The organism is Gynuella sunshinyii YC6258, assembly GCF_000940805.1.
GTDB classification, from domain to species: Bacteria; Pseudomonadota; Gammaproteobacteria; order Pseudomonadales; family Natronospirillaceae; genus Gynuella; species Gynuella sunshinyii.
Genome location: NZ_CP007142.1, coordinates 3,441,869 through 3,456,520, shown reverse-complemented (window position 1 = coordinate 3,456,520; position 14,652 = coordinate 3,441,869). Strand labels below are relative to the sequence as shown.

11 protein-coding genes are annotated in these 14,652 nt (G+C 45.8%); 1 reads left to right on the top strand and 10 read right to left on the bottom strand.

The window, feature by feature from the left end; translation table 11 throughout:
* Positions 1–2 precede the first annotated feature (2 nt).
* From YC6258_RS27360 to sdhC, 10 genes are all read right to left on the bottom strand, one after another.
* Positions 3–1,070, bottom strand: coding sequence for a sulfotransferase (locus YC6258_RS27360; protein ID WP_052830304.1), 1,068 nt, complete (start codon positions 1,068–1,070; stop codon positions 3–5).
* Positions 1,071–1,514: 444 nt separating this feature from the next.
* Positions 1,515–2,387, bottom strand: a complete 873-nt coding sequence (gene sucD / locus YC6258_RS14940; RefSeq protein WP_044617694.1) for a succinate--CoA ligase subunit alpha — start codon at positions 2,385–2,387, stop codon at positions 1,515–1,517.
* Positions 2,388–2,389: 2 nt separating this feature from the next.
* Positions 2,390–3,556, bottom strand: coding sequence for an ADP-forming succinate--CoA ligase subunit beta (gene sucC, locus YC6258_RS14935; RefSeq protein ID WP_044617693.1), 1,167 nt, complete (start codon positions 3,554–3,556; stop codon positions 2,390–2,392).
* 129 nt (positions 3,557–3,685) lie between these two features.
* Positions 3,686–5,128 carry a dihydrolipoyl dehydrogenase gene (gene lpdA, locus YC6258_RS14930; protein ID WP_044617692.1) on the bottom strand — a complete coding sequence of 481 codons (1,443 nt, stop codon included), beginning with the start codon at positions 5,126–5,128 and terminating at the stop codon, positions 3,686–3,688.
* Positions 5,129–5,211: 83 nt separating this feature from the next.
* Positions 5,212–6,420, bottom strand: a complete 1,209-nt coding sequence (odhB, locus tag YC6258_RS14925) for a 2-oxoglutarate dehydrogenase complex dihydrolipoyllysine-residue succinyltransferase (protein WP_044617691.1) — start codon at positions 6,418–6,420, stop codon at positions 5,212–5,214.
* Positions 6,421–6,455: 35 nt separating this feature from the next.
* Positions 6,456–9,302, bottom strand: coding sequence for a 2-oxoglutarate dehydrogenase E1 component (locus tag YC6258_RS14920; protein WP_144407655.1), 2,847 nt, complete (start codon positions 9,300–9,302; stop codon positions 6,456–6,458).
* A 144-nt stretch (positions 9,303–9,446) separates the two neighbouring features.
* Positions 9,447–10,154: a succinate dehydrogenase iron-sulfur subunit gene (locus YC6258_RS14915; protein WP_044617690.1), complete on the bottom strand. Its 708-nt coding sequence runs from the start codon at positions 10,152–10,154 to the stop codon at positions 9,447–9,449.
* 11 nt (positions 10,155–10,165) lie between these two features.
* The gene (gene sdhA, locus YC6258_RS14910) at positions 10,166–11,938 is read right to left on the bottom strand and encodes a succinate dehydrogenase flavoprotein subunit (protein WP_044617689.1); all 1,773 of its coding nucleotides are present in this window, start codon (positions 11,936–11,938) and stop codon (positions 10,166–10,168) included.
* Positions 11,939–11,941: 3 nt separating this feature from the next.
* Positions 11,942–12,286, bottom strand: a complete 345-nt coding sequence (gene sdhD / locus YC6258_RS14905) for a succinate dehydrogenase, hydrophobic membrane anchor protein (RefSeq protein WP_044620064.1) — start codon at positions 12,284–12,286, stop codon at positions 11,942–11,944.
* Positions 12,286–12,663: a succinate dehydrogenase, cytochrome b556 subunit gene (gene sdhC, locus YC6258_RS14900; protein ID WP_044617688.1), complete on the bottom strand. Its 378-nt coding sequence runs from the start codon at positions 12,661–12,663 to the stop codon at positions 12,286–12,288. The genes sdhD and sdhC overlap by 1 nt, the downstream gene beginning before the upstream one ends.
* 708 nt (positions 12,664–13,371) lie before the next feature.
* On the opposite strand from sdhC, the gene gltA reads away from it, so the two are divergent.
* Complete coding sequence (gltA, locus tag YC6258_RS14895) at positions 13,372–14,649, top strand: citrate synthase (RefSeq protein ID WP_044617687.1); 1,278 nt, start codon at positions 13,372–13,374, stop codon at positions 14,647–14,649.
* Positions 14,650–14,652: the final 3 nt, after the last annotated feature.

Below are 14,652 nucleotides of genomic sequence, written 5' to 3'. Positions count from 1 at the left end.
TCTCAACCCTCCGCTGCATTACTTAGTAAACGACTTTGACCTGACATTGGCCAAAACTGATTAAAATCGACAAAACGATTTTCCAGATGGCTCTCTTTGGCATATTGATGTGCACTTTGGTAAGCGAGATTACGTTCCGCTTCTTGCTGATAAAACTGCTCCATTTCGCTACTCAAGGAATAACCTCCTTTACCGTATAAGCTCAGAACACAGTCATACAACCGGGACTTCAATTCCCCTATCTCCAGCACATATAAAGTATTTTCAGTACCCGAATATTCCTCAATCAAAGCATAATAATGTGCCAGCATTTTCGAAACTGCCTGCTGAAATTGGGGATCAGCAATGTCGTGCCGCAAAAGGTCAAATGCAGGTTTCAAAGAACTGATTTGAGACGGAACAGTCTCTTCTGGAGACCGGACACAGGCAATAATAGTGGAATCAGGAAAATATCGTTTTAAGCTACCGATCAAGGATGTAAATGAAGGGTTTTTGGAAAGCAGAATTTTATCCCGGCCATGAAAATACAAATGACGCTGAACCATCTTGTAGTAAAAATTCAGGATAACATCCCGCTCCCGTTCTGGCAGCTCTTTATCAAAATAAGCCAGCCTCCAAAAACGTGGATTTGATGGAAATACAACCATTTGAATAAAACTGGACAATATTGGTAGCAATAACAAAAAATCCTCCTCAGGTTCTTCCAGACCTAGGGAGTGGATATGATCCATGCTCTGCGTAAAGCTGCTTTTATTCTGAAACAATCGACGGGTTATAGGACGAAACAGACGTTTAAGCCAGGATAGAACATAACGCTGAATGATAGAGGGGGCAAATAAGCATTCCTCCAGCGTTGTCGTGGTAAATTGAGTATCACGACTGAGGGTCCGCTGCAGATAAGTCGTGCCACTTCTGGGCACTCCCAGGATAAACAAGGGCTGACGAATGGGAATCTTTCGATAACCCAAAAACAAAACCTCGTCCAGCAGAAAACCCAACCAATGGATATGTAATAAGACCAGCATCAAAGGCATCAGCACCAGTAATACAAGATTACGGGCAACACCCATTATCCGGGATTCACCGATATGACTTATGAGCCATAAGAATAACTTGCACCAATTAGTAAGAAAGAGGAAATACGCTCTGATCATTAAATCTCACTGTTATACTGTTACGTTCCATCAACTAACGGTCATAAAGATCCGATGATAACAGCTTTGTAGCTTATATGGTTCTTTCCTATCGCAAATAGCGTTAAATGCTCAACACCTGCCTACAATAACACCACCATCTGACACCGTGCTCAGCTCCAAACAGGGCACCGCACTTATAACCAAAACAGCCTGAGCTGAATCATATCTACAAAAAAAGCGGCAAGATGCCGCTTTTTTTTAACAGGAGTGTACTTATGTCACGGGTGCATGCACGAACAGAAGTACCGTGAGTACAAGAATGTACTTATTGTCACGGCCGAACTGAATAATTATTCAGCACTACACCCGCTCTCTTATTTACCAACCAGTCACTTCTTTCAAAGCATCACCGATCTGCGCCAGTGATCGTACAGTTTTAACACCGGCATCTTCCAACGCTGCGAATTTTTCGTCGGCAGTACCTTTTCCACCGGAAATAATGGCACCCGCGTGCCCCATACGCTTGCCTTTAGGAGCAGTAACACCCGCAATATAAGAAACTACAGGCTTGGTGACATTGGCCTTGATATAAGCAGCAGCTTCTTCTTCAGCAGTACCACCAATCTCACCAATCATCACAATTGCTTCTGTTTGAGGATCTTTTTCAAACATTGCAAGAATATCGATGAAATTAGATCCTGGAATCGGGTCACCACCAATACCTACACAGGTAGACTGACCAAAACCATAATCAGTGGTCTGTTTCACAGCTTCATAGGTCAATGTTCCGGAACGGGAAACAATGCCAACCTTGCCGGGCTTATGAATATGACCAGGCATAATACCAATCTTACATTCTCCTGGAGTGATCACTCCGGGGCAATTTGGTCCAATCAGTCGAACACCCAGCTCATCGCATTTTACCTTACACTCAAGCATGTCCAGCGTCGGAATGCCTTCAGTAATAGTGACAATCAGCTTGATACCTGCATGAGCCGCTTCCAGGATAGAATCTTTACAAAAAGGAGCTGGTACATATATCACAGAGGCCTCAGCACCAGTCGCCGCAACGGCTTCTGCAACCGTGTTAAATACTGGCAAACCAAGGTGTTCCTGACCGCCTTTACCGGGGGTTACACCACCGACCATTTGTGTACCATAGGCAATCGCCTGCTCAGAGTGGAAAGTACCCTGGCCACCGGTGAAACCCTGGCAAATCACTTTGGTATTCTTGTCGATCAAAATTGACATGCTCAGTTACCCCCTGCAGCTTTAACGGCTTGTTGAGCAGCATCGGTCAGGCTGGTTGCCGCGATGATATCCAGTCCACTATCGGCCAGTACTTTTGAACCCAATTCAGCATTGGTACCTTCAAGACGCACAATGACAGGAACCGTCACACCAACTTCTTTAACCGCACCGATAATACCTTCCGCAATCATGTCACAACGAACAATACCACCGAAAATATTTACCAATACCGCTTTAACTTTACTGTCGGAAAGAATGATTTTGAATGCTTCAGCAACACGTTCTTTGGTTGCACCACCACCTACATCAAGGAAGTTAGCAGGAAAACCACCATGCAGAGCAACGATATCCATTGTCCCCATAGCAAGGCCAGCACCATTCACCATACAGCCGATATTGCCATCCAGCGCAACATAGTTAAGCTGGTGAGAAGCAGCATGAGATTCACGCTCGTCTTCCTGTGAAGGATCGTTCATATCCTGCAGGTCTTTGTGACGATACAAGGCGTTACCATCAACACCCAGCTTGGCGTCCAGACAGTGAAGATCACCGTCAGTCTTGATAACCAGAGGGTTAATCTCGATCAATGCCAGATCCTTGTCTTGGAACAGCTGCGCCAAGCCAGTAAAAATTTTGACAAATTGGTTGATTTGAGGGCCTTTTAAACCCAACTGAAACGCCAGCTCACGCCCTTGATATGGCTGAGCACCTGTCAAAGGATCAATAGTAGCTTTCAGAATTTTTTCAGGAGTTTCTTCCGCCACTTTCTCAATTTCAACACCACCTTCGGTAGATGCCATGAAGACAATACGGCGTGTCGATCTGTCCACGACTGCACCCAGATACAGCTCTTCGGCAATATCAGTACACGCTTCAACCAGGATTTTTGAAACTGGCTGACCATTCTCATCGGTCTGATAGGTCACCAGGTTTTTACCCAACCACTGCTCAGCGAAAGCTTTAGCTTCATCCGCGCTCTTTACCAGCTTCACACCGCCAGCCTTGCCTCTTCCTCCAGCATGAACCTGGGCTTTTACAACCCACATGTCTCCTGGAATTTTCGCAACCGCTGCGACGACTTCTTCAGGGGTATCACAGGCATAGCCATCTGATACCGGCAAGCCATACTGCTTGAATAATTGTTTACCTTGATATTCGTGAAGGTTCATTTCCTGTTCCGCTCACTGTGTACAGTCCACGGGTTACTTGTCGTTATAATAGGTGTAACCCTGTACTGCCGATTTTAAAGACATGGAGAAACCGATGTTTGATTCGGTTTACTCCCACTTAATTTTTTCTTAACTACGTTTTTTGGGATTCGCAATATGCAGAGCCATATTGTCAACGGCCAAAGCTGCATCATGAACTGCCTCAGACAATGTAGGATGAGCAAAACACGTTAACTGCAAATCTTCCGCACTGGCCATGAACTCCATGGAAATAACACCCTGAGCAACAATTTCTGATGCTGACAAGCCAAACACATGCATTCCAAGAATACGATCTGTCTCTTTATCAGCAAGAATCTTGACCATACCAGTGGTGTCATTGGCCGCCATTGCACGTCCGACTGCCGCAAACGGCATTTTACCTACTTTGTAGTCTACGCCTTCAGCTTTTAACTGCTCTTCTGTCTTACCGACCCAGGCAATTTCAGGATGAGTATAGATAACATTGGGAATGGTCTCGTAATTCATTTGAGCGGTTTCATGGCCTGCGATAATCTCGGCAACCATGACTCCTTCTTCCATTCCTTTGTGCGCCAGCATAGGTCCGCGCACAACATCGCCAATAGCATAAACCCCAGGTACAGTCGTGCGGCACTGATCATCCACAAAGATAAAACGACGCTCATCCAGCGTCACACCGCAACCTTCACCCAGACATCCGTCAGTTACCGGACGACGACCAACACAGACAATTAGTTTGTCAAAAGTCTCCTGTTTGTCACTTTCACTATCCTGATAAGTAACAACAACCTGCTTGCCCTTAACTTCTGAGCCAGTCACCCGACATCCCAGGCGAATATCCAGCCCTTGCTTTTCGAATATTTTCTGAGCGGCTTTAGCAATCGCCTGATCAGCGGTTGGCAAAAATTTATCCTGAGCTTCAATGACAACGACATCAGACCCAAGACGAGCCCAAACGGATCCTAGCTCAAGACCGATCACACCTGCTCCGATAACTCCCAAACGCTTAGGTACTTCTGTGAACTCCAGCGCGCCCGTTGAATCAACAATGATATCTTCATGCATTGGAATAGGCGGAATTTCGACAGGTACTGAACCAGTCGCGATAATCACATTTTTTGCATCAAGCACTTCTATTGAGCCATCATGCTTGGTTACTTCAACCTGTTTGTTTTCCAACAGCTTACCAGTACCTTCAATACTGGTTACGCCGTTGGCTTTAAACAGACCAGCAATACCGCCAGTCAGGTTTTTAACAATTTTGTCCTTTCTCGCCATCATGGCTTTGACGTCTATTTTGACGTCTTTAATAGAAATTCCATGGTCACCGAGAGAAGCCATGGCTTCATGATATTTCTCAGATGATTCCAATAATGCCTTTGATGGGATACAACCAACATTAAGACAGGTGCCCCCCAGAGAGGTTTTACCTTCTTTATCCACCCATTTTTCGATGCAAGCGGTCTTTTGCCCCAATTGTGCCGATTTAATTGCGGCAATGTAGCCCGCTGGCCCTGAACCAATTACTACCACGTCAAATTGTTGTGCCATTGGAAGTTTCCTATTCAGTAAATGTTACCCATGTATTAAATCAAAAGAGCGGTGATGTAACCGCTCTATTGGTACGCTTCAGATCAAAGATCCAGTAGGATTCTGGCAGGGTCTTCAAGCATATCTTTGATAGCCACCAGGAATTGAACAGCATCTTTCCCGTCAATCAAACGATGATCGTAAGTCAGGGCCAGATACATCATAGGCAGGATTTTAACCTCACCATTTACCGCCATTGGGCGTTCCTGAATCTTATGCATACCAAGAATGGCTGTTTGAGGTGGTGTCAGAATCGGTGTAGACATCAGGGATCCAAACACACCACCATTAGTAATGGTAAATGTACCCCCCTGAAGTTCATCCAGCCCCAACCCACCTTTCTGGGCACGAGCCCCGAAATCGCGGATCTGGGCTTCGATATCAGCCAAATTCATACGATCACAATCGCGCAAAATAGGCACCACCAGACCGCGGTCAGATGATACTGCGATGCCGATATCCTGATAACCGTGATAAACGATATCATCACCGTCAATAGAGGCATTCACATCAGGGAATCGCTTCAGAGCTTCAGTAGTCGCCTTCACAAAGAAAGACATGAAACCCAGACGAGTGCCATTATGGACCTTTTCAAACATGTCTTTGTATTTGGAGCGCAAAGTCATGACGGGTTCCATGTTGACCTCATTGAATGTTGTCAACAATGCTGCGGTTTCCTGAGCTTCCTTCAGACGCTTGGCAATGCTCTTGCGCAAACGAGTCATCGGTACACGTTTTTCGATCTTTTCACCATCAGCGATGCTGATAACTGGTTGAGCAGACGAACTGGTTATCGCCTGGCTCGCAGGTTTAGCAGCTGAAGCCGGCACACTGTTGATATATGCCTGCACATCTTCTTTGCTTATCCGACCGCCCTTGCCTGTTCCTTTAATCTTTTCGGCATCCAGTTTTTTCTCATCCAACAAGCGCTTGGCTGACGGACTCATAGCAACATTACCGACCTGAACAGTCTCTTCTTCTGCAGCTTCTGCAGATGGTACAGCTGTACTTACGGTACCCTCTTCGAATCTGGCAATTACCTCTACACTGAGTACAGTATCACCTTCGTCTTTCAGGATTTCCACCAATTGCCCGTCGGCAGGTGCAACCACTTCAAGTACCACTTTATCTGTTTCAATATCTACCAGCAGTTCGTCCCGTTGAACAGGTTCGCCCGGCTTTTTATGCCATGTAGCGATACTGCCGTCCGCAACGGACTCAGGAAATTGGGGTGCTTTGATTTCTATTGCCATTTTAGGTTCCTTAATCTCCTATATGCGGACCTGATCTATTTTTTTGGATAGACCAGGGCGTCTTCTAAAAATTTATTTAACTGTTCCAAGTGTAATTTCATATAACCAGCGGCCGGGGCAGCAGAAGCTTCACGACCAACATAAACCAGGTAAAGGTCCGGATCATGTCGGTGAATGACATTACGTAAATGATGCTGACTGCTATACCATGCACCCTGATTCATAGGCTCTTCCTGACACCAGACAACATCTTCCACTTTTGGATAAGTAGAAAGAATCTGATAAAGGCGGTCTTCAGGGAACGGATACAACTGCTCAACACGTACCAGCGCAACGTTCACTATTTCATCACGACGGCATCTTTCACGCAGGTCGTAATATACTTTGCCACTACAGAAAACGACCCGCTGAACTGCGTCTTTATCTGTAATATCCGGATCATCCAATACCGTTTCGAACTTGCCGGTCGCCAGTTCATCCAAGGTACTCACTGCATCTTTATGGCGCAGAAGACTTTTTGGTGACATCACAACCAATGGCTTTCTCAGGTTACGGGTGATCTGGCGACGCAGCATGTGGTATACCTGCGCTGGAGTCGACGGAACACAAACTTGAATATTCTGCTCTGCACACAATTGCAGATAACGCTCAAGGCGAGCAGATGAATGCTCTGGCCCCTGTCCTTCATATCCATGCGGCAACAGCATAACCAATCCGCACAGACGTCCCCACTTGTGCTCGCCACTGGTTATGAACTGGTCGATAACGACCTGGGCACCATTGGCAAAGTCACCAAACTGGGCTTCCCATATGACTAAGGCATTTGGTGTTGTTGTGGCATAGCCGTATTCGAATGCAAGGACCGCTTCTTCAGACAGGAAAGAATCGTATATATCGAACTCCGGCTGATCTTCTGAAAGATTGCGCAACGGGACGTAAGTGGAACCATCTTTAGTACTGTGTAATACCGCATGACGATGCACAAAAGTGCCACGCCCGACATCCTGGCCAGTAATTCGAATAGGGTGATCGGAGTCCAAAATCGTTGCATAAGCCAGGGTTTCAGCAAATCCCCAGTTTATAGGCATTGCTCCGGCAGCCATTTTCAGACGGTCTTCTATGATCTTATTGACCTGACGCTGTACAGGAAAACCTTCCGGGACCGTATTAATGCGATTAGCAAGCTCTCTCAGATACTGAAGATCGAGTGAAGTATCAAAATCATCAGAAAACGGTTGATTCAGGTATGGTTTCCAGTCTACAAACAATGAGGTATTAGGCTCTTTAACCAACGATTTGGCAACATGCTCGCCATTTTCCAGGGCCGTACGATATTCTTCGGCCATTTGCGTCACACCGTCTTTATCGATCACACCCTCATTAACCAAACGCTCTCCATAAAGATCCAGAGTTGATTTGATTTTGCGGATTTTTTCGTACATCAATGGCTGGGTCATTGCCGGTTCATCGGCCTCATTATGTCCACGGCGCCGATAACATACCATGTCAATAACAACATCGCGTTTGAACTGCTGACGATAATCAACAGCCAGTTGGGTCACGAAAACAACGGCTTCAGGATCATCTCCATTAACATGAAAAATAGGTGCCTGGACCATTTTGGCAATGTCGGTACAGTACTCTGTCGAACGGGCGTCTTCACGGCGACTGGTCGTAAAACCGACCTGATTGTTCACAATGATATGGATGGTACCGCCAGTCTTATACCCACGGGTCTGAGACATCTGAAATGTTTCCATGACCACACCCTGACCAGCAAAAGCAGCATCACCATGAATAGCAACAGGTAATACAGTCGTGCCGACGGGATCTTTGCGGCGATCCTGTCGGGCACGAACAGAACCTTCAACAACAGGAGACACAATCTCCAGGTGTGATGGATTAAAAGCCATCGCCAGATGCACTTCTCCACCCTGAGTCATTACGTTGGACGAGAAACCTTGGTGATATTTAACATCGCCACTTCCCATCTCATAGAAGGATTTTCCTTCAAACTCATCAAACAAATCTCTAGGACTTTTACCCAGAATATTAACGAGAATATTCAGACGCCCGCGGTGAGCCATCCCAAGGACAATTTCTTTAGTTCCATAAGATCCAGCTCTTTGAATCAGTTCGTCCACCAGCGGAATCAGAGCTTCGCCTCCTTCAAGCCCGAAGCGTTTGGTACCGGGATATTTGCTCTGCAGATACTTTTCCAATCCCTCACCAGCAGATAAACGCTCAAGAATATGGAGACGCGCTTCATTGCTGTAAACAGGATGTGATTTTACCGATTCCATGCGCTGTTCAATCCAACGACGTTCGGCAGTATCAACGATATGAGTAAACTCAGCTCCTACAGACGAGCAGTAAGTCTGCTCCAGCAGCTCAATTGTTTCCTTAAGAGTCGCTTCTTCCTTCCCCGCGTATAAATGAGAGCAGGAAAATACAGTATCTTCATCAGCTTTCGATAACTCGTGATACTGCAACTCAAGGTCTGGAATCGAAGGTCTTTGCTCGAGCCCCAATGGATCAAGCTTTGCTTTCTGATGACCACGAAAGCGGTAGGCTGTAGCCAGCTGATGAACACGAACCTGTTTACGCTCATGCTCAGTAGTTATACTGGGCGAAAGCACTGCAGTGGAAAGCTTTTTCTGATTTTTTGAAAGCAGAAGAAAGTGATCTTTAATCGGAGAGTGTGGTACTTCAGAGTGAACACTGGGGTTCACACGGGGAAGCTTATCGAATTCAGCTCTCCAATCTTCTGGCACAGAATTAGGGTCACGTAGATAAGATTCGTACAATTCCTCTAAATAGGAAGAATTTCCGCCGGCGAGATGGGATGTCCCCCAGAGCTGCTCCATTATGCTGTCTTGCATCTTTGAACCTTAGTTTCAATAGATAGTTATGTGGGTCTCTTGCTAAATTAAATGTCGTCTCTTCAGTGATTTTTGATTTCAAAGAAGCCGGGTCTGTCACTGAGAACAGCCCGGCTTTTTCTGCTGGATAAGCAATCTAAGGTATCAGGTTGCGTTATGGAGCAGCATATTCCGGATGTGTCCAATTGCCCGAGTCGGATTTAATCCTTTTGGACAGACGGCTACACAGTTCATGATGCCACGGCAACGGAAAACGGAGAAAGGATCATCCAGTTCTGCCAACCGCTCTGCCGTTGCTGTATCACGACTATCAGCCAGAAAACGATAAGCCTGAAGCAAGCCTGAGGGCCCAACAAACTTATCTGGATTCCACCAGAAAGACGGACACGCCGTACTACAACATGCGCACAAAATACATTCATATAGCCCATCTAGTTTCGCTCTATCTGCAGGGCTTTGTAAACGCTCAATTGCCGGCGCTGGTTCTTCATTGATCAAATAAGGCTTAATACGCTCATACTGTTTGTAGAAAATACCCATATCTACAACCAGATCACGTATAACGGGCAACCCAGGCAATGGTCTTACAACCAGTGTTCCTCCCGCTTTCACCACATCAGACAGGTGAGTAATACAGGCCAGACCATTTTTACCATTAATATTAATGCCGTCTGAACCGCAAACTCCTTCACGACAGGAACGACGAAATGCAACACTGTCGTCCTGCTCCTTGATCAGATGAAGAACATCTAAAACCATCAGGTCTTTGCCTTCTGGCAGACTAACCTCATAGTCTTTCATGTATGGCTTTTTATCGGTATCCGGATTATAGCGGTAAATACTAACTTTCATTGTAAATCTCCTTAGTATGTCCGCTTAACAGGCTGAAAAGCCTCGACTGTATTTGGCGCAAAATTTACAGCACGCCGTCCAACACGCTTGTCTGCCGGGAAAAACAAAGAATGGCACAGCCAGTTTTCGTCATCACGCTCGGGATAATCCTCCCTGGCATGAGCACCACGGCTTTCTGTCCGCACAGATGCAGCCACAGCCGTTGCCTCAGCAACTTCGAGCAGGTTTTCAAGCTCCAGCGCCTCAATCCTGGATGTATTGAATGCTGCACTTTTATCCTGCAGATGGACGTTCTGAACCCGTTCACGAATGACAGACAATTTCCGCAAGCCTTCTTCCATACTGTCACCTCTACGGAAAACACCAAAGTGCAGCTGCATCAGGTTTTGAAGATCTTTACGTACATCAGCAATTTTCTCACCAGATGTAGATGCATTTAAACGGTTAAGGCGCTGCATGGCGCGTTCAATGTCGTCATCATTGGCCGGCTTGGTATCAAAACCCTCACGCAGACTTTTCTCAATCTGCAGCCCTGCTGCGCGACCGAATACAACCAAGTCAAGCAATGAGTTACCACCAAGACGGTTAGCCCCATGAACGGAAACACAAGCGGCTTCCCCACAGGCATAAAAACCTTCAATTACATTGTCTGACCCTTCAGCAGACTGGGTCAGTGCCTGACCGCCAACATTGGTTGGAATGCCACCCATCATGTAATGGCAGGTTGGAACCACCGGAATCATGTCTTTCGCCGGATCCACATGAGCAAAAATTTTCGACAGCTCACTAATACCCGGCAAACGACTGTTAAGCACCTCTTCGCCAAGATGGTCCAATTTAAGGAAAACATGATCCCCATCAGGACCGGCACCACGACCATCCAAAATCTCAAGAATCATGGAACGGGCAACAACATCACGACTGGCCAGATCTTTATAGTTAGGCGCATAACGTTCCATAAAACGTTCACCATCTTTATTGACCAGGTAACCACCCTCACCACGGCACCCTTCTGTTACCAGGACGCCTGCACCATGAATACCTGTGGGGTGAAACTGCCACATCTCAATGTCTTGAACAGGGAAACCAGCCCTCAGCGCCATACCAATACCATCGCCGGTATTAATATGAGCATTGGTAGTAGAGGCATAGATACGTCCGGCACCACCGGTTGCGAATACCGTTGCTTTAGCACGGATATAAACAGTCTCACCAGTCTCCATACACAGAGCGATAACACCGACTACAGCACCATCAGTATTAGTCACCAAATCAACAGCAAACCACTCATTCAGAAATTGAGTACCAGCTTTCAGATTAGCTTGATAAAGAGTATGCAACAAAGCATGGCCGGTACGATCCGCAGCTGCACAGGTTCTGGCCGCCTGACCACCTTTGCCATAGTCTTTTGACTGCCCCCCGAAAGGTCTTTGATAAATACGACCTTCCTCAGTACGGGAAAACGGCAATCCCATGTGATCCAATTCAAAAACCGCCTGTGGACCGACAGAACACATATATTCGATCGCATCCTGATCACCGATAAAATCTGATCCTTTAACGGTATCGTACATATGCCAGCGCCAGTCATCATTTGGATCAGCACTGGCTATTGCGCAGGTAATACCACCTTGAGCAGATACCGTATGCGAGCGTGTCGGAAACACTTTCGATACTACAGCTGTTTTAAAGCCTGATTGGGCCAGCTGCACTGCTGCTCGCATGCCCGCACCGCCGCCACCAACAATAATGGCGTCGTAAGTCATTGTTCTCATATTTGCCATTGTTTAACCCCAAAGCGCCGTAACGGTCACGATTAGATATACGAATAATGTAATAGCAACGACGGCCAGAAAAATGAATCTGATCGCCATAGGTTTCAGATAATCTGTTGCTACAGTCCACAGACCCACCCAGGCATGTCCAATCAGTGACAACATCGCTAACAGGGTAAAAATCTTCATCGCCGTATGATCAAACAAAGCGTGCCACTGAACATAACTCAACTCGGGGCTGGCGATTAAAAACACCAGAATAAAGACGGTATACGCAGCAAGGACTACTGCTGAGAATCTTTGAATCAGCCAATCAGATAACCCGCTTCTGCTAAGATTGGTGACATTTCTAACAATTACGCCCATATCCACACTCCTGCCAGGACAATCAATACTGCGGAAATCGCCACAACACCTATAGCCATCTTAGGCCCACTTTCCTTGCTCTCTCCGATACCCATATCCATAAACAGGTGTTTGATTCCTGCAACGAAGTGGTAAAGAACAGCAGATACTGTAACCCAGAGAATCAACTTGGCAATTCCGCTGGACAACATACTCTGCACGACCTTAAAGCCTTGAGCTGATTCCAGGGATGTACTCATCATCCAAACCAAAAACCCAATACCTATAAACAAATATACGCCTGAGATTCTATGAAGGATGGATGTAATTGCGGGGACGGGAAACTTAATAGTAGTCAGATCTAAATTAACAGGGCGATTTTTATTCACGGCTGATGCACTCTTTTTAATAGTAGCCTTCGTTTTTTATTAGACTGCACTGACCAGTAGATGAGGACAACAAGCACTTAACCAAAAAAAGCATTAAGTTTTAGGTAAAATGACCTGTGCCATCATTTTGTCAGCAAAAAATTTATCCAAGTCAATGAAATGGGTATTGCTGAGGCCAGAAAACGGGCGCGATTATAGAGGCCAGAGACCGTAATTACAAACCTCGATTGCTAATGACTGCCATTAAAAATAACTATAACCGCTTACATACCTTCGGGTTTATGATAATCCGCTTTTGCTATAGAAAGAGTCTCTACGACCATTGTCTACTAATACTGTGAGGAAATTGACAAATTCATAAGATCTCTATAGTTTGCGCCACTTTGTTGAGATTCGGCATAATATCTTCACCTACTTGGAACTGTTGGCACCCAATCTGTTCAAGAGCGTGGCAGCCGTAAAGTCTTAACTAAATGTTTATCTTCTTTCAGAAACAATAAAATATGGTTCCAACATGGAGCCTGATTGATAACCGCTGAAACCTAGTGAGGATGAATTCTAAATTTACCTTATTACACACTCAGTATTTCAGGCTGAACAAACCATAATTTTCAATTTATTTGGATCAATAAGTTAGTAACGCAGCCACTCAATGCAATAGACTGCAACGTTGATGTGCGCTCTTCTGAGATATGTAAGGAGGCCCTTATGGCTGACAAAAAGGCTCAACTGATTATCGATGGCAAAGAACCTATAGACTTGCCAATTTATCAAGGTACTCTCGGGCCCGATGTAATAGATGTGACGGGATTGACAGCGCAGGGTTATTTCACTTATGACCCCGGCTTTGTTTCCACTGCCTCCTGTGAGTCCAAAATCACATTCATTGATGGAGGCAAAGGTCAGTTGTTGCATCGCGGCTATGCCATCGATGACCTTGCCGAAAATTCTGACTATCTGTCCACATGTTACCTTCTGCTCTACGGAGAACTACCATCAGCGGAAGAAAAGAAAAGTTTTGAAGACATGATCATGCACCACACCATGGTCCATGAACAGATACATCAGTTTTTCCACGGTTTTCGACGTGACTCCCATCCTATGGCAGTAATGTGCGGTCTGGTCGGCTCACTATCAGCTTTTTACCATGACTCGCTGGACATTAGTAACGAACGCCACCGTGAAATTACCGCTCATCGCCTGATTTCAAAAATGCCAACCCTGGCCGCCATGGTATATAAATATTCACGGGGCCAGCCTTTTGTATATCCAAGAAATGATCTGACATACGCAGAAAACTTCCTTTATATGATGTTTTCGACGCCATGCGAAGACTACAAGGTTGATCCTGTTCTGGGTCGCGCCATGGACAAAGTATTTCTTTTACATGCCGATCATGAGCAGAATGCTTCCACTTCCACCGTTCGCCTGGCCGGCTCTTCAGGTGCCAACCCGTTTGCATGTATCGCAGCTGGCATAGCAGCCCTTTGGGGACCAGCCCACGGCGGTGCCAACGAAGCCGTTCTGAATATGCTGGAAGAAATTGGTGACGAGTCCAACATTGAGGAATTCATTGCCAAAGCCAAAGATAAAAATGATCCTTTCCGGCTAATGGGATTTGGTCATAGGGTATATAAAAATTATGACCCTCGTGCGAAAGTGATGAAAGCCACTTGTGACGAAGTGCTGGATCTTCTCGGTATCGAAAACGAGCCATTACTGAAGATTGCACGCAAGCTTGAGAAAATCGCACTGGAAGATCCGTATTTCATTGAGAAAAAACTCTATCCAAACGTCGACTTTTATTCTGGAATCATCCTTAAAGCCATTGGAATTCCAGTTGATATGTTTACGGTAATTTTTGCTCTGGGCAGAACTCCAGGCTGGATTGCACACTGGAAAGAGATGATTGGCGGGTCTTACAAAATCGGACGCCCTCGTCAGCTTTATACCGGAGAAACACTGCGCCCAGTTCCCAAGTCCTGAAAA

Coding starts and splice junctions, on each gene's coding strand:
- YC6258_RS27360 (WP_052830304.1), bottom strand. CDS start 1,070: ATGGGTGTTGCCCGTAATCTTGTATTACTGGTGCTGATGCCTTTGATG.
- sucD (WP_044617694.1), bottom strand. CDS start 2,387: ATGTCAATTTTGATCGACAAGAATACCAAAGTGATTTGCCAGGGTTTC.
- sucC (WP_044617693.1), bottom strand. CDS start 3,556: ATGAACCTTCACGAATATCAAGGTAAACAATTATTCAAGCAGTATGGC.
- lpdA (WP_044617692.1), bottom strand. CDS start 5,128: ATGGCACAACAATTTGACGTGGTAGTAATTGGTTCAGGGCCAGCGGGC.
- odhB (WP_044617691.1), bottom strand. CDS start 6,420: ATGGCAATAGAAATCAAAGCACCCCAATTTCCTGAGTCCGTTGCGGAC.
- YC6258_RS14920 (WP_144407655.1), bottom strand. CDS start 9,302: ATGCAAGACAGCATAATGGAGCAGCTCTGGGGGACATCCCATCTCGCC.
- YC6258_RS14915 (WP_044617690.1), bottom strand. CDS start 10,154: ATGAAAGTTAGTATTTACCGCTATAATCCGGATACCGATAAAAAGCCA.
- sdhA (WP_044617689.1), bottom strand. CDS start 11,938: ATGGCAAATATGAGAACAATGACTTACGACGCCATTATTGTTGGTGGC.
- gltA (WP_044617687.1), top strand. CDS start 13,372: ATGGCTGACAAAAAGGCTCAACTGATTATCGATGGCAAAGAACCTATA.